This window comes from Nocardia citri, assembly GCF_054065835.1.
This window is the reverse complement of sequence record NZ_JBSUQM010000025.1, coordinates 53646-74933: the sequence shown is the minus strand read 5'-3', so window position 1 is coordinate 74933 and position 21288 is coordinate 53646. Positions and strand designations below refer to the sequence as shown.

The following is a 21288-nucleotide window of genomic DNA, read 5'->3' as shown; positions in this document are numbered from 1 at the left end:
TATCGATGCGACGCTGTGCCAGACTGGCGCGCATGGCTGGTGGGGAAGCGTTGATTTCGAATGTGTCCGATACCGCGCGTTGGGTGGCCACCTACCGCGCGATGGAGACCGCGCGCGCGGATGCGCTGTTCCGGGATCCGCTCGCCGAGCGTCTGGCCGGCGAGCGCGGCTACGCCATAGTGGCAGCCGCGTCGCCAATGATGCGTAACGGTTGGCCGGTGGTCACCCGGACCAAAATCATCGATGATCTGATCGCGACGGCGATCGCCGAGGGTTGTGACCGGGTGCTCAATCTCGCCGCCGGACTCGACACCCGCCCCTACCGCCTGGACCTGCCCGCCGATTTCGTCTGGGTGGAGGCCGATCTGCCCGCGCTCACCGCGGAGAAGGAGGCCGCTCTCGCGGACGAGAAACCGCGCTGTGCGCTGATCCGTCGTGGTGTCGACCTGGCCGATCCGGCCGCGCCGGCACAGTTCCTGGACTGGGCACTCGGCGCGCTCGAACCCGAAAATTCCCCCGCCGCAAAGGCTTTGGTGCTAACCGAGGGGCTGCTGATGTATCTTGAGGAAGCGACGGTCCGTACCATCGCCGCCGCCCTGTCCCGGCCCGAGATCCGCTGGTGGGTCATGGACGTCACCATGGAAATGCCCCGCATTCGCCGGAATTCGATGTTCGAGAACGCACCCCTGAAGTTCGAACCCCACAACGGTGTCGCCTACTTCGAGGAACTCGGCTGGCACCCCCGCGAAATCGAGCACCTCCTCCTGCACGCCCGCAAACTCCATCGGGCACCGTGGTACCTGCGCCCCTTCACCTATTTCCGCCAGCCCGACCCACGCAAACCCGGCCGCAGCCCCTGGTCCGGAATCGTCCGCTTCGAACGCGATTAGCGTTCAGAACTGGCTGTGTTGCGAGTCGAAGGTGAGGATCCGGCCGCCGAGCAGGATCTGGGCACCTGCGGCCAGGGTGGTGGACTGGTTCGGCATGACTCGTATCCACTCCGGCTGGCCGGGCATCCGGATATAGGTGCCATTGGCCGAACCCTGATCGACCACGACGACATCCCATTCGACGAGTCGAACCTCCACATGCGCCCGCGACATCGCGCCTGAACTGTCCGGCAACCGGATCGGCCGGGCACCACGCCGCACCGCATCGGCATGTTCGGGTTCGCGCCCGAGGACGATGTCGTTGTCGAGTACGAACGATGTCCCGTCATCGAGCATCAGCAACCCCAGCGGGGGCCGTACCCCCTCGGTCAACACACAGGTCAACTGATCCATCCGGATCCCGCACACCGCACAGAACGACACCCGAGGATCGTTCAAATGCTGCCGCGAACACATAAACCCCCGAACGACCGCCCGACCACTTCCGACCACCGTGTTTTCCAGCTGTTTCGGTGGCACTCCCGGCACGCCGGGCTCGGATCGTTGCGCACCCTTCCGCAGCCCGATCCGCCGCCGCTGTCCGATGTCTGACACCGCATTCCTCGGCGGAAGATTTCCCATCCCCATCGCGGACACGCGTTCCCACGGTGCCGCCGTCCCCGCCGATCCGCCCCCGATCGGCGGCCGCACGGCACCGCCTTCCGGCTGCGACTCGACCTCCGAGCTGATCGCCACCGGTTCGACGAGCTCGACCGGCTCGCTCTCGAGCTCGCGCCGTTCAACATCCGCCACCTGGTCCTGCGGCACCGCTACCACACCTTTCGCCGCTGCCGCGACCGCGATTGCACCATCATCCGCTCCCACCGGCCGGGCCGCAGGAGAGCTCCGCGCTGCCGGTGCACGAACCGGCGCAGGCACACCGAACCACAACACCGCTCCGGCGCCGGGCACTGTTCCCTCGCCGAGTCCGGCGATACCGCGCCCCGGTAGCGTCGACTCGGTCATCCCGTCCTCGTCGACGAACAGCCCGATTCCGATACCGGGTACCGCGATCACCACGCGGTCGACCGTGAATCCGGCATCCCGACCGCGCAGTACTTCGGTGCGATCGACGCTCTCCAGAACCGCGGTCACGCGGCCGTGCAGGAATAACGCCACGCCCGTCGCACTCGGGGTGATCACTGCGAATTCCACCTGGTCCTCATCATCCAGGCTCATCAGCCACGTGGTGGCACGTCGTGCAAACAAGCGGCCGGTGCGCGGTACCTCCGAAACCCCCGCGTCCCGCACCAGCGCGAGCAGCGCCGTCAGTGTCCGCGCCGCAGGCGACTCGGCATCGGCCGCAATATCCGAACGGTGCGCGACGACGAGCACCACGCCGCCAGTGTTGGCGATCAGATGCGTGCCACCGGGCAGCACCTCGAGCTGCGGACTCACCGGAATCGCCCACCCTGGAACCGCCACCGATGAAACACCACACGCATCGGCCCGTTCACGATGAGCCAGAACACGATCCACGTGACAATGAACTGGATCAGGAATGCGGTCAGCGACGGATGCAGCGCGCGCGGCAGCACGATGGTCGTGTGGTGCACAAGGACCCACATCAGCGCCGCCTCGTTGAGCACCGTCCAGAAGCCGAACAGCGTCGGCCAGTCCTTCTCCCACCGGAATTGCTGCAGAAAATGGTAGAGCAACTCCCACAGCACGCCGACGAGCACCGTCGCCACCAGCACCGACAACGTCACCCGATAGGCATTGCCGAGTGATAGCGATCCGGTCGGCAGAACCGGCGTGATGATCACCGCGACCAGCAATCCGATAACGCCGAGCGCGAGTAGGCGGGTCTGAATCCGCCCGTTCAAGGTAAGCAGCATCGATCAAATCTTCTTGTTCATCGCCCACAACCACCATTGCCGAGTCGACCGCAGCGGCCCCATCCGCTCGCAGAAACCCAAAGCCGCAAGGTCATCGGCGATCTCCTGGGCCGCGATCTGCAACCCGAGGAAGGTATCCACGCCCGGAAACGGTCCCCCCAGCGTCGCACTACCCGATGCATAGATGCGTCCGCTGCCACTTCGGGTACCGATCAACTCGAAGGTGGTCGCCACATCCATCCGCTCGATCGGATTACGCCCGGCTCCGGCATGATCCAGCAGATCCGCCAGCAACCGATGTTCGCGCACATCGGCCTCCAATCCGGTGCAGTCGATGATGTAATCGGCCGAAATGTCGAACGGCTGGGTCGGCGGCGGAAACGGCAGCGCCGCGGCGGGATCCGGCACGATCGTGGTGATCACCCCGCCCGGCCCGCGCGCGGGCCGCAGATCACGCGCACTGCCCGCCATCACCTGATACCACCCCTCCTTACGTCCGCGCCGCAACTGCTCCTGCCAATGGGAGCGCACCGGGGTGTTGGTCCCGCCCATTTCCTGGTAGGCGCGTGCGCGCTGCTGTCCTTGCAGTGTGCGCATTTTCGCTTTGAGCTGCCCGCCCCATACCGACTTCGGATAGTTGAATCCCTGATACGACCACCCGTCGCCACCCTTGCGCCGACTGAAAATATTCGGTCCGTGCGCAGCGGCCACATAATGCCGAAACAGATGCAGGATCTGGGTATTCAACCGCAGTTTGTCGCGATCATCGATGATTCGCTGCAACACCCGACTGGCCACGATCCCGCTACCGCGGATCATCACCGTCCCCGGCCTACGCTGCAATGCCTGATACACGTGCTCATGCGGTTCGTACGCATTCACCACGCGCGTCGGATCCCGGTACGTCTCCCGATACTCCTGCAGATCCGGCAGCAACTTCAGCCCCGGATAACCCACGCCCACATGGACATACGTACTGCGGAACGCGATCCGCTTGGTCGGTGCCGCTCCGGCAGGCGGGGTGAGAACGCTGAAATATCCGTCGCCGTAACGTTTGCGCACCATGCGCACATGCCCCTTGTACAACGAACCCGCATAGCCGATCCGGTGGAACTCCCGCTCCATCGCGACGAACGCCTGCCCCGCCCGCGGCGTGTAGTAATTGCTGAAGATCGGCTCGGTGAACACATTCCACAGCGGCCGCATCGTTTTCTCCGCCAATGCCTCGCGCACCGCATAGGACGGAAAGCCCCAGATATTGTCCGGCGTCGAGGACGAGTCGCTGCGCAATCGCTCCGCGCGCGGAATCTGCGATACCCGCGTCAGATACTCATAGGACGACCACGGCACCTCCTGCGGCCCGAGCACCGCCATCGATGCCGCCGCAACGCCGTAGATCCGCAGAGTGTCATAGGTGACGAAGGAGCCGATCCCACTGCCGATGGTCACGAACGGAACGTCCACCACCGGAATGCCCGTCCGGCCCACCATCTCGTCGGTCCACACGTCGGTGTCGACGAGCTCGCGTGTGATATCTCCCCGCATTTTCGGGATGCTACCGGCCCACACTTAGCAATTGCTTTCGATTACCTTGTCCGCGCATACATTCCACACCACCGACCGACGACACCGCGACGCGCGCCGAGCCAATCTGCGCCAACCTGTTACGCCGTACCCCCGCCCCGAAGTACCATGCCTGCGTGGCCGACGCGATTCGTACCACCCCACTGCGGGTCCTGGTCTACAGCAACGACGCCGATACCCGGCGCCAAGTAGTGCTGGCACTGGGCAGACACCCGCACCCCGAACTGCCCGCCTTCGAATACCTCGAGGTGGCGACCGCACCGGTAGTCATCGAGCAGATGGACGCGGGCGGTATCGACCTGGCCATCCTGGACGGGGAATCCGCCCCGGCGGGCGGGCTCGGCATCGCCAAACAGCTCAAGGACGAGATCGCCCCGTGTCCACCGATTCTGGTACTCACCGGCCGCCCCGACGACGCCTGGCTCGCGAACTGGTCGCGCGCCGAGGCTGCCGTGGCCCATCCGATCGATCCGATCCGGCTCACCGAGGCCGTCGTCGCGGTGTTGCACAACCGCACCGCCGCCTGACCGAATCGGCCCCGATCACCACATCGTGCCCGCAAGTGACGACGCCCATCTCGGTGCCGTCGAGGCGTACCTAGGACGCGGGCACTCCGATGTCACGTGACGGTGCAATCACTTAGCGATCCAAGGGTCGGATTACCCCCGATTCAGTCATAAATAGCAGTCCCGTTTTCGATCAAAGAGCCCAATCGAATAAACGGTCGACCCGTCGTGACGGTTGTAGGCTGTGCCGTAGCTCACATGAGTGCGTTCCTGGACATGACAGACCCGCGCGGTGTGAGCAGGCCATGAGGCGAGTCTGACCGAGGCGGACAACGACGTCGGCCCGCCTCGGAAGCTGCCGTCATGATTGCGACGCCGACCAGCACACCCCGGCGTCGTCGGGGGACATGACGCCCAACCGCCAGCTACAGCTCGCAAGGAGGGGAACTGCAGTCGTGAATATCGAGATGCCCACTCTGGTCCTCGGCGCGGTCGCTACCGCGTTCGCGGTGTTCTCCGTCATCCTCTCGGCCCTCGTCGGCCCCAAGCGCTACAACCGGGCCAAACAGGAAGCCTACGAGTGCGGCATCGAACCGACACCGCATGCCGTCGCGGGTGGGCCGGGAAATGTTACCGGACAACGCTTTCCGGTGAAGTACTACCTCACCGCCATGCTGTTCATCATTTTCGATATCGAGATCGTGTTCCTCTACCCGTGGGCTGTCCACTTCGATGCGCTCGGTCTCTTCGGTCTCGCCGCGATGGCGCTATTCATCTTCAACGTCTCGGTGGCCTACGCCTATGAATGGCGCCGTGGCGGCCTCAGCTGGGACTGATCGCCCATACGCACTGGCCCGCAAGGTATTTCGCCGCGTCGGGCCGCACGCACAGGGGAAGTGAGAGTTAGTCGAACATGGGTCTCGAGGAAAAACTGCCCAGCGGTTTTCTGCTGAGCACGGTCGAAGATTTCGCCGGATATCTGCGCAAGGGCTCACTGTGGCCGGCCACCTTCGGGCTGGCCTGCTGCGCCATCGAGATGATGGCCACCGGCGCAGGACGTTTCGATATCGCCCGCTTCGGCATGGAGGCGTTCCGCGCCTCACCGCGGCAGGCCGATCTGATGATCGTCGCGGGCCGGGTCAGCCAGAAGATGGCACCGGTGCTACGTCAGGTCTACGACCAGATGACCGAACCGAAATGGGTGCTGGCCATGGGCGTTTGCGCGTCCTCCGGTGGCATGTTCAACAACTACGCCATCGTGCAGGGCGTGGACCATGTGGTGCCGGTCGACATCTACCTGCCCGGCTGCCCGCCGCGCCCGGAGATGCTGCTGAACGCGATCCTGACACTGCACGCGAAGATTCAGCAGATGCCACTCGGCGTCAACCGGGAGGAGGCCATCCGCGCCGCCGAAGAGGCGGCGTTGGCGTCCACGCCGACCATCCGAATGGAGGGTCTGCTGCGATGACCTTCGACTCCCCCGACAATGCCGAAACCAGGACACGGCAGGAGTTCGTCGACGCCGCGGCCACCGCGGGCCCGGAAGGCACACCGCCGGAGCCGGATTCGGCATCGGCGGCCGAGGTGATCGGCGTGCGCCGCGGCATGTTCGGTGTCACCGGTACCGGCGACACCTCCGGTTATGGCCGCCTGGCCCGACCCGTGACACTGCCCGGCAGCAGCCCGGCACCCTACGGCAGCTACTTCGACGAGATCGTCACCGCATTGCACGGCGCGCTCGGTGCGGTCGGCACCAACTGGGACAGCGCCATCGAGAAGGTGATCGTCTTCCGGGGCGAGCTCACCCTGCATGTGCGGCGCGAACATCTGGTGACGGTCGCCGCGGCGTTACGTGACTGCGCCGCACTGCGTTTCGAGCTCTGCCTCGGCGTCAGCGGCGTGCACTACCCCGATGACGCGGGCCGCGAATTGCACGCGGTTTATCACCTCATGTCCATCTCCCACAATCGGCGCCTGCGCGTCGAGGTCGCCGCACCGGATGCCGACCCGCATATCCCGTCGCTGTTCGGCGTATATCCGACCACCGACTGGCATGAGCGGGAAACCTACGACTTCTTCGGCATCCTCTTCGACGGCCACCCCTCGCTGACGCGCATCACCATGCCCGATGACTGGCGTGGCCACCCCCAGCGCAAGGACTACCCGCTCGGCGGGATCCCGGTCGAGTACAAGGGCGCGCGCATTCCGCCGCCCGACGAGCGGAGGGCGTACAAGTAATGAACGACATCGACACCCGGCCCGGCGTCCACAACGACACCGGGCCCGAACCCGCTGTGGTCACGGTCGCGGGCCAGGACTGGGACACTGTCACCGAAACCCTCGATGGCGCGAGCGAGGAACGCATCGTCGTCAATATGGGTCCGCAGCATCCGTCCACCCACGGCGTGCTGCGGCTCATCCTGGAAATCGAGGGCGAGACGGTCACCGAGGCCCGCTGTGGCATCGGCTACCTGCACACCGGTATCGAGAAGAATCTCGAATTCCGCAACTGGGCCCAAGGCACCACCTTCGTGACCCGGATGGACTATCTGTCCCCGTTCTTCAACGAAACGGCGTACTGCCTCGGCGTCGAGCGGCTGCTCGATATCGAGGACCGAATTCCCGAGCGCGCCACCATCGTTCGCGTCATGCTCATGGAGCTCAACCGGATCTCCTCGCATCTGGTCGCGCTGGCGACCGGCGCGATGGAGCTCGGCGCGCTCACCCCGATGCTGTTCGGTTTCCGGGAACGCGAACTGATCCTCGATGTCTTCGAAACGATTACCGGCCTGCGCATGAATCACGCGTACATCCGGCCCGGCGGCCTTGCCCAGGATCTGCCCGACGACGGCGTCACCAAGGTCCGTGAGCTGCTGCGGCTGCTGCCCAAGCGGCTGCGCGATATGGATCATCTACTCACCCAGAATCCGATCTGGAAGGCACGCACCAAAAACATCGGCTACCTGGATCTCACCGGCTGCATGGCCCTGGGCATCACCGGTCCGGTACTGCGCTCGACCGGTCTGCCGCACGATCTGCGCAAGGCCGCGCCGTACTGCGGTTACGAGAACTACGAATTCGACGTGCCGACCACCACCGGCTGCGATTGCTACGGCCGCTACTGGATCCGGGTCGCTGAGATGAAGGAGTCGCTCAAGATCGTGGAGCAGTGCCTGGACACGTTGCGGCCGGGCCCGGTGATGGTGGATGACAAGAAGATCGCCTGGCCAGCGGATCTGCAGCTGGGTCCGGACGGACTCGGCAACTCCCCCGAACACATCGGCCGCATCATGGGCACATCCATGGAGGGGCTTATCCACCACTTCAAACTCGTCACCGAGGGCATCCGGGTACCGGCGGGGCAGGTGTACGTGGCGGTGGAGTCGCCGCGCGGCGAACTCGGTGTGCATATGGTCAGCGACGGCGGCACCCGCCCGTATCGGGTGCACTATCGCGACCCCTCGTTCACGAATCTGCAAGCGGTGGCGGCGATGTGCGAGGGCGGCATGGTCGCCGATGTCATCGCATCTGTCGCCAGCATCGACCCGGTGATGGGCGGAGTTGACCGATGACCGAGATCCTGTTGAAGCTGTCCCCCCGGCCGCAGCCGTTCGCTCCGTTTGTGCGCGAGCGATTGGAGGTCGATGCCGAAGAGATCATCGCTCGCTATCCGCAGCCGCGCTCGGCGCTGCTGCCGCTGCTGCATCTGGTGCAGGCCGAAGAGGGCTGCGTCACCGGCACCGGCATCGAATTCTGCGCCGACCAGCTGGGCTTGACCGGCGCGGAGGTCACCGCGGTGGCGACGTTCTACTCGATGTACCGGCGCACTCCCACCGGCGACTATCACGTTGGTGTCTGTACCAATACGCTCTGCGCGGTCATGGGTGGCGACGCCATCCTCGAGACTCTGCAGCGCCGACTCGGCATCGGGCACGGCGAGACCACGCCAGACGGGTCGATCACCCTCGAGCACATCGAATGCAACGCCGCCTGCGATTTCGCGCCGGTCGTGATGGTCAATTGGGAGTTCTTCGATAACCAGACCCCGGAATCGGCTGCCGCACTGGTGGATTCACTGCGTCGGGGCGAACAGGTGACACCAACTCGCGGCGCGCCGCTGTGCACGTTCAAGCAGACCGCGCGCATTCTCGCCGGATTCCCGGACGAACGGCCCGGGGTGCTCGACGGTGCGGCGGGCGAGGCGACACTGGCCGGTCTGCGGGTCGCGCAGGAACAAAATATGCAAGCGCCGGAACCGATGCCGGGCGAGGCATCATGACACTGACTCCCGTACTCACCCGGTATTGGGGCGACCCGCAGTCGTGGACCATCGAGCACTACCGCGGCCACGGCGGCTATCAGGCGCTGGGCAAGGCCTTGGGTATGGAGCCCGATCAGGTCATCCAAACGATCAAGGACGCGGGTCTGCGCGGCCGCGGCGGCGCGGGCTTCCCGACCGGGATGAAATGGAGCTTCATCCCCCAGGGGACGGGACCGGACGGCGTCACCAAGCCGCACTATCTGGTGGTCAATGCCGACGAGTCGGAACCCGGCACCTGCAAGGACATTCCGCTCATGCTGGCCACCCCGCACACCCTCATCGAGGGCGTCATCATCGCGGCGTACGCGATTCGGGCGGCGCACGCGTTCATCTATGTGCGCGGTGAGGTCGTACCGGTGCTGCGGCGGCTGCAAGCCGCGGTCGCGCACGCGTATGCAGCCGGATTCCTCGGGAACAACATCCTCGGCTCCGGCTATGACCTGGAACTCATCGTGCACGCCGGTGCAGGTGCCTACATCTGCGGTGAGGAAACCGCGCTGCTGGATTCGCTGGAGGGTCGCCGTGGCCAGCCTCGGCTACGTCCGCCGTTTCCGGCCGTCGCGGGTCTGTATGCCTGTCCGACGGTCGTCAACAATGTGGAATCCATTGCGAGCGTGCCGCCGATCATCCTGAACGGCACGGCCTGGTTCCGGTCCATGGGCAGTGAGAAGTCCCCGGGTTTCACGCTGTACTCGCTGTCGGGCCACGTCGCCCGGCCGGGACAATACGAAGCGCCGCTGGGCATTACGCTGCGGGAACTGCTCGGCTATGCCGGCGGTGTACGCGCCGGACATCAGGTGAAGTTCTGGACGCCCGGCGGTTCCTCGACACCGCTGTTCACCGACCAACACCTCGATGTGCCACTGGACTACGAGGGCGTCGCCGGAGCCGGATCCATGTTGGGCACCAAGGCATTACAGATCTTCGACGACACCACTTGCGTGGTGCGCGCGGTGCTGCGCTGGACCGAGTTCTACGCTCACGAATCCTGCGGTAAGTGCACGCCCTGCCGCGAGGGCACCTACTGGCTCGTCCAGTTGCTGAAGCGGATCGAGGCGGGCCGTGGCACCGAATCGGATCTGGACAAGCTCCTCGATATCAGCGACACCATCAACGGCAAATCGTTCTGCGCACTCGGCGACGGTGCGGCCAGCCCGATCATTTCCTCGCTGAAGTACTTCCGCCAGGAATACCTCGACCATCTGCGGCTCGACCGCTGCCCGTTCGATCCCGCGCGATCCACCGCCTGGGCCGAAGGAGTGAAATGAGTACAGCTTCGCGCAGCGATTCGAGGGCCGGTGGTGGCCGGGTGACCGGTGGGCCCGCCACCGTGAATACCGATACCAGCGGACTCGTCGCCGCTGACCTGGTCACCGTCACCATCGATGACACCCCGGTGCGCGTGCCCGCGGGCACGCTGCTGATCCGAGCCGCTGAACTCATCGGCATCCAGATCCCGCGCTTCTGCGACCACCCGCTGCTCGACCCGGTCGGCGCCTGCCGTCAGTGTCTGGTCGAGGTGCACGGGCAGCGCAAGCCGGTGGCGTCCTGCACCATGGCCGTCGCCGACGGCATGATCGTGCGCACCCAGCTGACCTCCCCTCCCACCGCCAAGGCCCAGGAGGGGGTGATGGAGCTGCTGCTCATCAACCACCCGCTCGACTGTCCGGTCTGCGATAAGGGCGGTGAATGCCCACTGCAGAACCAGGCGATGTCGAGCGGTCGACCCGAAACCCGGTTCGACGGCGTGAAACGCACCTACCCCAAGCCGATCCCGCTGTCCACGGCCGTACTGCTCGACCGCGAACGCTGCGTGCTGTGCGCGCGCTGCACTCGCTTCTCCCAGCAGGTCGCCGGGGACCCGTTCATCGAACTCATGGATCGCGGTGCCCTCGAACAGGTCGGCACCGCACAGGCCGAACCATTCGACTCCTACTTCTCCGGCAATGCCGTACAGATCTGCCCGGTCGGCGCGCTGACCGGCACCAGCTACCGCTTCCGGGCACGACCGTTCGATCTGGTCTCCAGCCCGAGCGTCTGCGAGCACTGCGCATCGGGCTGCGCACAGCGCACCGACCATCGGCGCGGAAAAGTGTTGCGCCGCTTGGCGGGTGACGATCCGCAGGTCAATGAGGAGTGGAACTGCGATAAGGGCCGTTGGGCGTTCACCTACGCAACCGAACGCGACCGGCTCACCACACCGCTGGTGCGGGGGTGGGACGGCAACCTCGCACCAGCGTCCTGGTCCGAAGCCTTGGCCGCCGCCGCCGAAGGGCTGGCATCGGCCCTGGGCAACGCGGGCGTGCTCGTGGGCGGTCGTGTCACCGAGGAAGACGCCTACGCCTATGCCAAATTCGCCCGAGTTGCCTTGGGCACCAACGACATCGACTTCCGCGCCCGGGTGCATTCGGCCGAAGAGGCGGACTTCCTCGCCGCGCGTATCGCCGGACAGGGTGTCACCGTCGACTACGACGCCCTGGAGCACGCGCCGGTCGTGCTGCTCGCCGGATTGGAACCGGAAGAGGAGTCGCCGATCATCTACCTGCGGCTGCGCAAGGCGGCACGTCAGCGCGGTATGCCGATCTTCTCACTCGCCGCCTACTCTTCGCGCGGGCTGGACCGGATGTCGGGCACACTGCTGCAGGTCGTGCCCGGGGCCGAGCCGCATCTGCTCGACGCGCTGCGTGCCGGTGAGATAGCCACGGACGCTGCCGCATTGGCGACAGCCGCACAGTTGTTGCGGCAGCCGGGTGCGGTAGTGCTCGTCGGTGAGCGGATGGCCGGAATTCCGGGCGCACTGTCCGCGGCGGTCCGGCTCGCCGACGAAACCGGCGCCGCCCTGGCCTGGGTGCCGCGGCGGGCCGGGGAACGTGGCGCGGTCGAGGCAGGTGCGTTGCCCGGACTGCTCCCCGGTGGTCGTCCGGTCGTGGATCCTCGCGCCCGCCAACAGGTTCGCATGATCTGGAATGTCGACGAACTGCCGGTCACCGCGGGTCGCGATACCGCAGCGATTCTGACGGCCGCGCCGACCGTTGGCGCACTGGTTATCGGCGGTGTCGAGATCGCCGACTTCCCGGACCCCGAGGCCGCGCTGGAGGCCATCGATGCCGCCCGCTTCGTGGTCAGCCTGGAGCTGCGGCACAGTGCGGTCACCGACCGCGCCGATGTCGTCTTCCCGGTGGCCTCGGCAATGCAGAAATCCGGGACCTTCCGCACCTGGGAGGGCCGACCGCGGCGATTCGATGCCGCACTCGGTGATTCGATGGTGCGCCGCGAACCCGCACCGCTGTCGGATCAGCGAGTGCTGCAGGCCATCGCGACCGAGATGAAGGTGGCACTCGGCCTCCCCGATACCGAATCCGCGCGGGCCGAACTCGACGAACTCGGCGCCTGGGACGGTCCGCCGGTACCCGCGCCCGCGCACCGGCCGCATCCGGTGCCCCAGACCAATCCCGGTACGGCCGTCCTGTCCGGCTGGCGGATGCTGCTGGATCAGGGACGCATGCAGGACGGCGAGCCGAATCTGGCGGGTGTCGCGCGGCCGCCGGTAGTGCGGCTCTCGCCCACGACCGCCGCCGAAATCGGTGCCGCCGATGACGATCCGATCGTCGTCGCCACCGATCGCGGCACCGTCACGCTGCCGCTGCTGATCACCGATCTGCCCGACCGGGTGGTGTGGCTGCCACTGAACTCGCCGGGCTGCTCGGTCAACGAACAGCTCGCCACCCAGCCCGGCGGTGTGGTGCAACTGTATCGCGCCGACGAGAGGATGAAGGAACACCGCCATGAGTGATCTCTCTCTTTTCGGCCACGACCCGCTGTGGCTCGTCATCGGAAAATCCCTGGCGATCTTCGCCTTCCTGCTGCTCACGCCGATGATGGCGGTGTATCTGGAACGAAAGATCGTGGCCTGGATGCAGATGCGCGTCGGCCCGAACCGGGTCGGCCCCAAGGGTACCCTCCAAGCCGTCGCCGATGGCGTGAAGATGGCGCTGAAGGAAGATATCGTCCCGGCCATCGTCGACAAGCCGATTTTCATTCTGGCGCCGGTCATTTCGGTGGTGCCCGCATTCATGGCCTTCGCGGTCATCCCGATCGGGCCGGAGGTATCGATCCTGGGCCACCGGACCGCGCTGCAGCTCACCGACCTGCCGGTGGCGGTGCTCTACATCCTGGCCATCACCTCGATCGGCGTGTACGGCATCGTGCTCGCGGGCTGGTCGTCCGGTTCGACCTATCCGCTGTTGGGCGGATTGCGCTCGACCGCGCAGGTGATCTCCTATGAGATCGCGATGGCACTGTGCTTCGCGACGGTGTTCCTGCTCGGTGGCACCATGGCCACCTCTGGCATCGTCGCGGCGCAGGAGGGCACCTGGTACGTCTTCCTGCTGCTGCCCTCATTCCTGATCTACTGCGTGTCGATGGTCGGTGAGACCAACCGGGCACCGTTCGACCTGCCCGAGGCCGAAGGCGAACTGGTCGGTGGTTTCCACACCGAATACTCCTCGCTCAAATTCGCCATGTTCATGATGGCCGAATACATCAATATGGCAACGGTTTCCGCGCTCGCCACCACACTGTTCCTCGGCGGCTGGCACGCACCGTTCCCGATCAACCTGTGGCACGGCGCGAATTCCAACTGGTGGCCCGCACTGTGGTTCATCGCCAAGATGTGGACATTCCTGTTCGTCTTCATCTGGTTGCGTGGCACGCTGCCCCGCCTGCGCTACGACCAGTTCATGAATCTCGGCTGGAAGCTGCTGATTCCGACCTCACTGCTGTGGGTCATGCTGGTCGCCACGGCCCGGGTGCTGCAGAGCGAGGGCTACCACGTTCAGACGCCCCTGCTGGTGATCAGCGGAATCATCATTTCCGGTCTGATGGTGCTGATGTTCCTGCGGGCCGGGCGCAAACCGGATGCGCCGCCGACGGTCGCCGAACCCGCCCAGGCGGCATCGGGTGGCGCCGCGGTCTTCCTCGGATTCCCCACGCCCCCGCTGCCGGATCCATCGACGCGGCGTCGGGAACCCGAGCCTGGACTGCTGGAACCGTTGACGGGCTTCGCGGTCACCTTCATGACCATGTTCAAAAAGCCGAATACCGAGTCCTATCCCGAACAGAAGGTACCGACCGCGCCCCGCTATCACGGCCGCCACCAGCTCAATCGGTATCCGGATGGACTGGAGAAGTGCATCGGCTGCGAGCTGTGTGCGTGGGCCTGCCCCGCAGACGCGATCTATGTCGAGGGCGCGGATAACACCGAGACCGAACGCTTTTCGCCCGGCGAACGCTACGGACAGGTCTATCAGATCAACTATCTGCGCTGCATCGGCTGCGGTTTGTGCATCGAGGCCTGCCCGACCAGGGCGCTCACCATGACCAACGAGTACGAGATGGCCGATGACAACCGCGCCGATCTGATCTACGAGAAGGACCGGCTGCTTGCTCCGCTACAGCCCGGTATGACGGCTCCACCGCATGCGATGTATCCCGGTGCGACAGAAGGCGATTACTACCGCGGCAATGTCCCGGGCGGTGACAGCGGCTCGGACACCAGGCAGCCCGCCGCCGCGGGTCCGAAAGGAGGCACCCGGTGAACGAATTGATCCTGACCGCCCAGACATCGGCCGCCCAGATATCGGCTGCGGAGCCATTGACCCACACCTCCACCGGCGAGAGCATCCAATTCTGGATCCTCGGCCCCCTCGCCGTCATCGGCGCGCTCGGCATGGTCTTCGCGAGCAAGGCCGTACATTCGGCGATCTGCCTGGCCGCCACCATGATCGTGCTCGCCACCTTCTACATGGCTCAGGACGCGCTGTTCCTCGGCGTTGTGCAGATCGTCGTCTATACCGGCGCGGTCATGATGCTGTTCCTGTTCGTGCTCATGCTGGTCGGCGTCGACTCCCCCGAATCGCTCGGGGAAACACTGCGCGGGCAGCGGCTCGCCGCGGCCGCGGTTGGACTCGGCTTCGGACTGCTGCTGATCAGCGGCATCGCCAACGGCATCCGCAACTCCGGAATCACCTATCCGGCAAAGGGATTCGCATATCAAGACGTTATCGGCCAACTCGCCGAACTGATCTTCGTCCGATATGTGTGGGCCTTCGAACTCACCGGTGCACTGCTCATCACCGCCACCATCGGCGCGATGATCCTGGCACACCGGGAGAATTTCGGGCGGCGTCTGGACCAGCGGGAGCTCTCGCGCCGCCGGTTCCGCGGGGCCTACGATCCGGGTCGGCCCGCCGATCGCGCCACCCCGCTGCCGACACCCGGTGTGTATGCCCGACACAACGCGGTCGATATTCCGGCGCGGCTGCCGGACGGATCCTTCGAGGAACTGTCGGTCAGCACCATCCTGCGGCACCGCCGCACCAGGGCGCTCACCGAGGCAGCGGTCATCTCGGTCGACACGACCCCGACCTTCGCCTCGGACGTCGACGAGCCCGAAACCCCCGCCCGCGAGGCAGACGAGGAAGGCAAGCGGTGAATCCTGAGAACTACCTGTTCCTGTCCGCCCTGCTGTTCACTATCGGCGCGGCCGGTGTACTGCTGCGGCGCAACGCCATCGTGGTGTTCATGTGCATCGAGTTGATGCTCAATGCGGTGAATCTCGCTTTCGTCACCTTCGCCCGGCTGCATTCGAATCTGGACGGTCAGGTTTTCGCGTTCTTCACCATGGTGGTGGCCGCGGCCGAAGTGGTCGTCGGACTCGCCATCATCATGACCATCTTCCGCACCCGCCGTTCGACCTCGGTCGACGACGCCAGCCTGCTGAAGTTCTGACGTGGATACCGCAACGCTCTGGGTGCTGCCCGCACTGCCGCTGGCCGGTGCCGTCGTACTGCTGCTGGTCGGGCGTTACAGCGATAGGTGGGGGCACCTGCTCGCGTGTGCCACCGCGCTGGCCTCGTTCGGCTTCGCCGTCGTCGCATTCTTCGACATGCTCGGCCGGGCCGATGCCGACCGCGCACTCCACAACGATCTGTTCAGTTGGGTGCCGGCCGGTGGGTTGCAGGTGGACTTCAGCCTCCAATTGGACCAGCTGTCGGTGTGTTTCGCGCTGCTGATCACCGGGGTCGGATCGCTGATCCACATCTACTCCGTCGGCTATATGAACCACGATCCGGGACGGCGGCGGTTCTTCGCCTACCTGAATCTGTTCCTGGCGGCCATGCTGTTGCTGGTGCTGGCGGACAACTACCTGGTGCTGTATCTGGGCTGGGAAGGCGTCGGTCTGGCCTCGTACCTGCTGATCGGCTTCTGGTACCACAAGCCGACCGCGGCGACCGCGGCCAAGAAGGCCTTCGTAGTCAACCGGGTCGGCGATATGGGGCTGGCGATCGCCATGTTCACCATGTTCGCGACGTTCGGCTCGCTCGACTTCGGCTCGGTGTTCGCTACCGCGCCGCAGGCGAGTGAAGGCACCCTCACCGCGATCGGTCTATTGCTGCTGCTGGCCGCGTGCGGTAAGTCTGCGCAGGTGCCGCTGCAGTCCTGGCTCGGTGACGCGATGGAGGGTCCGACACCGGTTTCCGCGCTGATCCACGCGGCCACCATGGTGACCGCGGGCGTATATCTGATCGCGCGCTCCGGGCCGATCTTCGATCTCGCGCCCGATGCGCGGCTGGGTGTGGTGCTGGTGGGTGCGGTGACACTGCTGTTCGGTGCGATCGTCGGTTGCGCGAAGGACGACATCAAGAAGGCATTGGCGGCGTCCACCATGAGCCAGATCGGTTATATGGTGCTGGCCGCCGGCCTCGGCCCGGCTGGATATGCGATCGCTATCATGCATCTGCTCACCCACGGCTTCTTCAAGGCCGGGCTGTTCCTCGGTGCCGGATCGGTCATGCACGCGATGGACGACGAAACCGATATGCGCCGCTACGGCGGACTGCGCACACTGCTGCCGGTCACCTACATCACCTTTGGGCTCGGCTATCTGGCCATCATCGGGGTGCCGCCGTTCGCCGGATTCTTCTCCAAGGATCGGATCATCGAGGCGGCGTTCAACCACGGTGGCGCAAGCGGTTTGGTCTTGGGCGCGGTGACGCTACTGGGTGCCGGGCTGACCGCGTTCTATATGACACGCGTCATGATCATGACGTTTTTCGGCGAGCGTCGCTGGCCCGAACATCTACGCGGCGCTCACGGGGGCGCGGATACCCATCCGCATGAGGCACCCGCGGTGATGACCGTGCCGATGATTCTGCTCGCGATAGGTTCGGTGACTGCGGGTGGGCTGTTCGTACTCGGCTCGTCACTGCAGAACTGGCTCGAACCCGTTGTCGGAGCGCATCACGGCGAAGAGGTCGTCCCCGCGGGTGTGGTGACCGCTTTGGCGCTGCTCGTGGTCGCCGTCGGCATCGGCATCGCCTACTACCAGTTCGCGCAGCGTGAGGTTCCCGAGACCGCACCGGAGTCGGTGTCGGCGTTGACCACCGCGGCCCGCGAGGATCTCTACGGCGACGCGTTCAACGAGGGCGTATTCATGCGTCCCGGTGCTTATCTGACCCGGTCGCTGGTCTTCCTCGACAATCGCGGCATCGACGGCATCGTCAACGGGACCGCCGCACTGATCGGCGGACTGTCCGGGCGGATCCGCAAGGTGCAGTCCGGTTTCGTGCGGTCGTATGCCCTGTCCATGTTCACCGGCGCGGCCCTGGTGGCCGCAGCCCTGCTGGCAGTGAGGCTCATGTGAGGGAGCGAAGCGAGCGAACCAACAACACAGCAGTGACACGCACTGCGGAACCGAGCGCCAGCGAGGTGCAGCCGTGAGTGACTTTCCCTGGTTGACCACGCTGTGGTTGGTGCCGGTCGTCGGCGCGGTGGCGGTGCTGGGGTTGCCCGCGTCGCGGCGCACGCTGGCGCGCGGCCTGGCATTAGCGGTCGCGGTGGCGGTGCTGGCGATCGGCGTCGTAGTGGCCGTGCGCTTCGAACCCGGTGGGGCGCAGTATCAGTTCGTCGAATCGCACGAGTGGATTCCGGCCTTCGGCGCGGGTTACACGCTGGGCGTGGACGGGATCGCGCTGGTGCTGGTCCTGCTCACCGCGGCGCTGGTACCGCTGCTGATCCTGGCCGGCTGGAACGATGACCGCGAGGCCGGCAATGGGCGTCGGGTGTCACACACCTATGTCGCGTTGACGCTGCTCGTCGAGGCGATGGTGCTGATTTCCTTTGTCTCGTTGGACATTCTGCTGTTCTACGTGTTCTTCGAGGCAATGCTCGTCCCGATGTACTTCCTCATCGGCGGATTCGGGCCGCGTAGTGCTGATGTCGCACATCGCCAGCAGCGCTCGCGGGCGGCAGTGAAATTCCTGCTGTACAACCTGTTCGGCGGTCTGATCATGTTGGCCGCGGTGATCGGTTTGTATGTGCTCACCGTACGGCAGGGGCTCGGATCCGGGTCGTCGGGCACCTTCGATTTCCGCACCGTGGTGGCCGCTGCCAATGCCGGACAGCTCGGTGCCGGTCCGGCCGTGCTGAATGCGCTGTTCCTCGGGTTCATGTTCGCGTTCGCGGTGAAGGCGCCGCTGTGGCCGCTGCATACCTGGCTGCCGGATGCGGCGGTGGCGGCGACACCGTCGAGTGCGGTGTTGATGATGGCGGTGGTCGACAAGGTCGGCACCTTCGGTATGTTGCGGTACTGTCTGCTGCTGTTCCCGGATGCCTCGGGAACCTATGCGCCCCTGGTGATTACGCTCGCGGTGATCGGCATCATCTACGGTGCGCTGCTGGCCATCGGACAAACCGATGTGATGCGGCTGATCGCCTACACCTCGATCTCGCATTTCGGATTCATCGTCCTCGGCATCTTCGCGATGACCAGTCAGGGGCAGACCGGGGCCACGTTGTACATGGTCAATCACGGGATCTCGACCGCGGCGCTGTTCTTGATCGCGGGATTCCTGGTGTCGCGCAGCGGAACTCGGGCTATCGCCGCCTATGGCGGGGTACAGAAGGTGGCGCCGATACTGGCGGGCACCTTCTTCATCGCCGGTCTCGCCACGTTGTCCCTGCCCGGACTGGCGCCGTTCATCAGCGAATTCCTGGTGCTCCTGGGCACCTTCACCCGCTACGGATTCGCGGCGGTGATCGCGACCGCAGCGCTGGTGTTGGCCGCACTGTATGTGCTGTGGATGTACCAGCGGATGATGACCGGGCCGGTCAAGGAGGGCAACGAGCGGCTCTATGATCTGGTGCCGCGCGAGCTGGTAGTGGTGGTGCCGTTGATCGCCGCGCTGCTGTTCCTCGGTATCTATCCGAAACCGGTGCTGGACTTCATCAATCCCGCGGTGGGGCAGACGCTCAGCACCATCGGCGTCCATGATCCCGCGCCGAAGACGCCCGCGATCCCCGCAGCGGGGGCCGATCACGGAGGTGCCCACAAATGAGCAGTCTGCTCGCGGCAAGTATGCCCGCACCGAGCATCGAATACGCCAAGTTGTCGCCGATGCTGATCGTCTTCGGCGTGGCGGTGCTCGGGGTGCTCGTCGAAGCATTCGCGCCGCGCCGTCACCGGTACGCCATCCAGGTTCTGCTCGGGCTGGCCGGATTGGTCGCGGCGCTGGTCGCGGTGGTGCTGTTGTCCGGGACCGAGGCGACCACGATGGTCGGTGCGGTGGCGATCGACGGTGTGACGCTGTTCCTGCAGGGCACGATTCTGGTGGTGGCGATGCTGGCGCTGCTGTTGATGGCCGAGCGTGGCGCAGAGCAGCGACCGCAGGTGCGCTCCGGTCCGGGGACCTGGAGTGTGGCCGCTGCCGCCGTCGGCGGCGGCGTGGACGCGTTCACCCCACAAGCCTCCGCGGTACCCGGTAGTGCGGGTGAAATGGCCGCTGTCCGTGCGGGTGTCGCGACTACCGAGGTGTTCCCGCTGGCCATGCTCGCGATCGGCGGGCTGCTGCTGTTTCCGGCATCGAATGATCTGCTGACGATGTTCGTGGCTTTGGAGGTGCTGTCGCTGCCGCTGTATCTGCTGTGCGGGCTGGCGCGGCGCAAGCGGCTGCTCTCGCAGGAATCGGCGTTGAAATACTTTCTGCTCGGTGCGTTTTCGTCCGCGTTCTTCCTTTACGGTGTCGCGCTGCTGTACGGGCAGGCGGGGACGGTCAAGCTCGGTGGGATCGCCGATGTGATAACCCAGCATCCGCAGAACACCACCCTGGCGCTGTTGGGCGTGGCGATGCTGGCGGTGGGACTGCTGTTCAAGGTCGGCGCGGTACCGTTCCAGTCCTGGGTGCCGGATGTGTATCAGGGCGCGCCGACCGCGGTTACCGGATTCATGGCCGCGGCGACGAAGATCGCCGCAGTCGGTGCGCTATTGCGGGTGCTGCAGATCGCGGTGCCCGGTCTGCGCGAGGACTGGCGTCCGGTGCTGGCCGCGGTTGCCATCGCGACCATGGTGATCGGCGCGGTCATGGCGATTACCCAGACCGACGTCAAACGCATGCTCGCCTACTCCTCGGTCGCGCACGCCGGATTCATCCTGACCGGTCTCGTTGCGGCGAACGAGGCTGGTACCTCGGCGATCCTGTTCTATCTGTTGGCGTACGGCCTCGGCACGCTCGGCGCGTTCGCGGTCGTCAGCTTGGTCCGCGATGCCGGCGGTGACGAGGCCACCGCGATGTCCCAGTGGGCCGGTCTCGGGCGCCGCTCCCCCTGGCTGGCAACGGTTTTCGCCCTGTTCCTGCTCTCGTTCGCTGGCCTGCCGCTCACCGGTGGCTTCGTCGCCAAGTTCGCGGTCTTCCAAGCCGCCGCTTCCGGCGGCGCCAGCTACCTCGTGATCGTCGGTGTCATCTCCAGCGCCATCGCCGCCTTTTTCTACATCCGCGTCATCGTCCTGATGTTCTTCACCGACCCACCCTCGGATGCTCCGACGGTCGCCGCACCGTTCCTCACCACCACGGTCGTCGCATTCACCACGGGTGCCACGGTGCTGCTCGGCATCATCCCGCAATCGGTGCTCGACCTGTCCGACCGCGCATCGACATTCGTGCGCTGAGCCTCGACGACACCGCCGTATCCGACTCGGATTCGGCGGTGTCGTGTTCATGGCGCGTCTCGGGCCAAGGTGACAGCTGGTGGGTCACATATCGCCCTAGCGGCGA

General features: G+C 65.4%; 18 protein-coding genes. 15 read left to right on the top strand and 3 right to left on the bottom strand.

Annotated features, from left to right (window positions below; all coding sequences use genetic code 11):
• The first annotated feature begins 32 nt into the window (after window positions 1–32).
• Window positions 33–890 (top strand): class I SAM-dependent methyltransferase, encoded by an 858-nt coding sequence (locus ACW2Q0_RS25845; RefSeq protein ID WP_457193504.1) that lies wholly within the window; start codon window positions 33–35, stop codon window positions 888–890.
• A 3-nt stretch (window positions 891–893) separates the two neighbouring features.
• Here ACW2Q0_RS25845 and ACW2Q0_RS25840 read toward each other — a convergent pair whose 3' ends face one another.
• From ACW2Q0_RS25840 to ACW2Q0_RS25830, 3 genes are read right to left on the bottom strand one after another with little or no spacing between them, the layout of a single operon-like run.
• Window positions 894–2327, bottom strand: coding sequence for an FHA domain-containing protein (locus tag ACW2Q0_RS25840; RefSeq protein ID WP_457193503.1), 1434 nt, complete (start codon window positions 2325–2327; stop codon window positions 894–896).
• Window positions 2324–2767, bottom strand: coding sequence for a hypothetical protein (locus ACW2Q0_RS25835; RefSeq protein ID WP_457193502.1), 444 nt, complete (start codon window positions 2765–2767; stop codon window positions 2324–2326). The genes ACW2Q0_RS25840 and ACW2Q0_RS25835 overlap by 4 nt, the downstream gene beginning before the upstream one ends.
• A gap of 3 nt (window positions 2768–2770) precedes the next feature.
• Window positions 2771–4312, bottom strand: a complete 1542-nt coding sequence (locus ACW2Q0_RS25830) for a hypothetical protein (protein WP_457193501.1) — start codon at window positions 4310–4312, stop codon at window positions 2771–2773.
• A 155-nt stretch (window positions 4313–4467) separates the two neighbouring features.
• Between ACW2Q0_RS25830 and ACW2Q0_RS25825 the strand changes: the two genes are divergently transcribed.
• The 14 genes from ACW2Q0_RS25825 (at window position 4468) to nuoN (ending at window position 21182) form a co-directional block, all read left to right on the top strand.
• A complete protein-coding gene (locus tag ACW2Q0_RS25825; RefSeq protein ID WP_457193500.1) occupies window positions 4468–4878 on the top strand; it encodes an Rv3143 family two-component system response regulator in 411 nt (136 codons plus the stop codon).
• 446 nt (window positions 4879–5324) lie between these two features.
• Window positions 5325–5693, top strand: coding sequence for an NADH-quinone oxidoreductase subunit A (locus ACW2Q0_RS25820; RefSeq protein WP_457193499.1), 369 nt, complete (start codon window positions 5325–5327; stop codon window positions 5691–5693).
• Window positions 5694–5770: 77 nt separating this feature from the next.
• Entirely contained in the window at window positions 5771–6325 is a 555-nt protein-coding gene (locus ACW2Q0_RS25815) for a NuoB/complex I 20 kDa subunit family protein (protein ID WP_364386207.1), read from the top strand.
• Entirely contained in the window at window positions 6322–7095 is a 774-nt protein-coding gene (locus ACW2Q0_RS25810; RefSeq protein ID WP_457193498.1) for an NADH-quinone oxidoreductase subunit C, read from the top strand. Before ACW2Q0_RS25815 ends, ACW2Q0_RS25810 begins: the two co-directional genes overlap by 4 nt.
• Complete coding sequence (locus ACW2Q0_RS25805) at window positions 7095–8429, top strand: NADH-quinone oxidoreductase subunit D (protein ID WP_457193497.1); 1335 nt, start codon at window positions 7095–7097, stop codon at window positions 8427–8429. The genes ACW2Q0_RS25810 and ACW2Q0_RS25805 overlap by 1 nt, the downstream gene beginning before the upstream one ends.
• Window positions 8426–9136, top strand: a complete 711-nt coding sequence (nuoE, locus tag ACW2Q0_RS25800; RefSeq protein WP_457193496.1) for an NADH-quinone oxidoreductase subunit NuoE — start codon at window positions 8426–8428, stop codon at window positions 9134–9136. Before ACW2Q0_RS25805 ends, nuoE begins: the two co-directional genes overlap by 4 nt.
• Window positions 9133–10446, top strand: a complete 1314-nt coding sequence (gene nuoF / locus ACW2Q0_RS25795) for an NADH-quinone oxidoreductase subunit NuoF (protein ID WP_457193495.1) — start codon at window positions 9133–9135, stop codon at window positions 10444–10446. The genes nuoE and nuoF overlap by 4 nt, the downstream gene beginning before the upstream one ends.
• Window positions 10443–12971, top strand: a complete 2529-nt coding sequence (locus tag ACW2Q0_RS25790; RefSeq protein WP_457193494.1) for an NADH-quinone oxidoreductase subunit G — start codon at window positions 10443–10445, stop codon at window positions 12969–12971. The genes nuoF and ACW2Q0_RS25790 overlap by 4 nt, the downstream gene beginning before the upstream one ends.
• Window positions 12964–14775, top strand: coding sequence for an NADH-quinone oxidoreductase subunit NuoH (gene nuoH / locus ACW2Q0_RS25785; RefSeq protein ID WP_457193493.1), 1812 nt, complete (start codon window positions 12964–12966; stop codon window positions 14773–14775). The genes ACW2Q0_RS25790 and nuoH overlap by 8 nt, the downstream gene beginning before the upstream one ends.
• Before the next feature lie 8 nt (window positions 14776–14783).
• Window positions 14784–15671, top strand: a complete 888-nt coding sequence (locus ACW2Q0_RS25780; RefSeq protein WP_457193513.1) for an NADH-quinone oxidoreductase subunit J — start codon at window positions 14784–14786, stop codon at window positions 15669–15671.
• On the top strand, window positions 15668–15967 hold the full coding sequence (gene nuoK / locus ACW2Q0_RS25775) for an NADH-quinone oxidoreductase subunit NuoK (RefSeq protein WP_457193492.1): 300 nt from the start codon (window positions 15668–15670) through the stop codon (window positions 15965–15967). Before ACW2Q0_RS25780 ends, nuoK begins: the two co-directional genes overlap by 4 nt.
• A 1-nt stretch (window position 15968) precedes the next feature.
• A complete protein-coding gene (gene nuoL, locus ACW2Q0_RS25770) occupies window positions 15969–17882 on the top strand; it encodes an NADH-quinone oxidoreductase subunit L (protein WP_457193491.1) in 1914 nt (637 codons plus the stop codon).
• 73 nt (window positions 17883–17955) lie between these two features.
• Window positions 17956–19575: an NADH-quinone oxidoreductase subunit M gene (locus tag ACW2Q0_RS25765; protein ID WP_457193490.1), complete on the top strand. Its 1620-nt coding sequence runs from the start codon at window positions 17956–17958 to the stop codon at window positions 19573–19575.
• Complete coding sequence (gene nuoN, locus ACW2Q0_RS25760; protein ID WP_457193489.1) at window positions 19572–21182, top strand: NADH-quinone oxidoreductase subunit NuoN; 1611 nt, start codon at window positions 19572–19574, stop codon at window positions 21180–21182. Before ACW2Q0_RS25765 ends, nuoN begins: the two co-directional genes overlap by 4 nt.
• Window positions 21183–21288: the final 106 nt, after the last annotated feature.

What these genes read in the sequence shown, in the direction of transcription:
- ACW2Q0_RS25820 (WP_457193499.1), top strand. Translation starts at nt 5,325, where the DNA reads ATGCCCACTCTGGTCCTCGGCGCGGTCGCTACCGCGTTCGCGGTGTTC.
- ACW2Q0_RS25830 (WP_457193501.1), bottom strand. Translation starts at nt 4,312, where the DNA reads ATGCGGGGAGATATCACACGCGAGCTCGTCGACACCGACGTGTGGACC.
- ACW2Q0_RS25810 (WP_457193498.1), top strand. Translation starts at nt 6,322, where the DNA reads ATGACCTTCGACTCCCCCGACAATGCCGAAACCAGGACACGGCAGGAG.
- nuoN (WP_457193489.1), top strand. Translation starts at nt 19,572, where the DNA reads ATGAGCAGTCTGCTCGCGGCAAGTATGCCCGCACCGAGCATCGAATAC.
- nuoE (WP_457193496.1), top strand. Translation starts at nt 8,426, where the DNA reads ATGACCGAGATCCTGTTGAAGCTGTCCCCCCGGCCGCAGCCGTTCGCT.
- ACW2Q0_RS25805 (WP_457193497.1), top strand. Translation starts at nt 7,095, where the DNA reads ATGAACGACATCGACACCCGGCCCGGCGTCCACAACGACACCGGGCCC.
- ACW2Q0_RS25790 (WP_457193494.1), top strand. Translation starts at nt 10,443, where the DNA reads ATGAGTACAGCTTCGCGCAGCGATTCGAGGGCCGGTGGTGGCCGGGTG.
- nuoH (WP_457193493.1), top strand. Translation starts at nt 12,964, where the DNA reads ATGAGTGATCTCTCTCTTTTCGGCCACGACCCGCTGTGGCTCGTCATC.
- ACW2Q0_RS25835 (WP_457193502.1), bottom strand. Translation starts at nt 2,767, where the DNA reads ATGCTGCTTACCTTGAACGGGCGGATTCAGACCCGCCTACTCGCGCTC.
- ACW2Q0_RS25845 (WP_457193504.1), top strand. Translation starts at nt 33, where the DNA reads ATGGCTGGTGGGGAAGCGTTGATTTCGAATGTGTCCGATACCGCGCGT.
- ACW2Q0_RS25815 (WP_364386207.1), top strand. Translation starts at nt 5,771, where the DNA reads ATGGGTCTCGAGGAAAAACTGCCCAGCGGTTTTCTGCTGAGCACGGTC.
- nuoF (WP_457193495.1), top strand. Translation starts at nt 9,133, where the DNA reads ATGACACTGACTCCCGTACTCACCCGGTATTGGGGCGACCCGCAGTCG.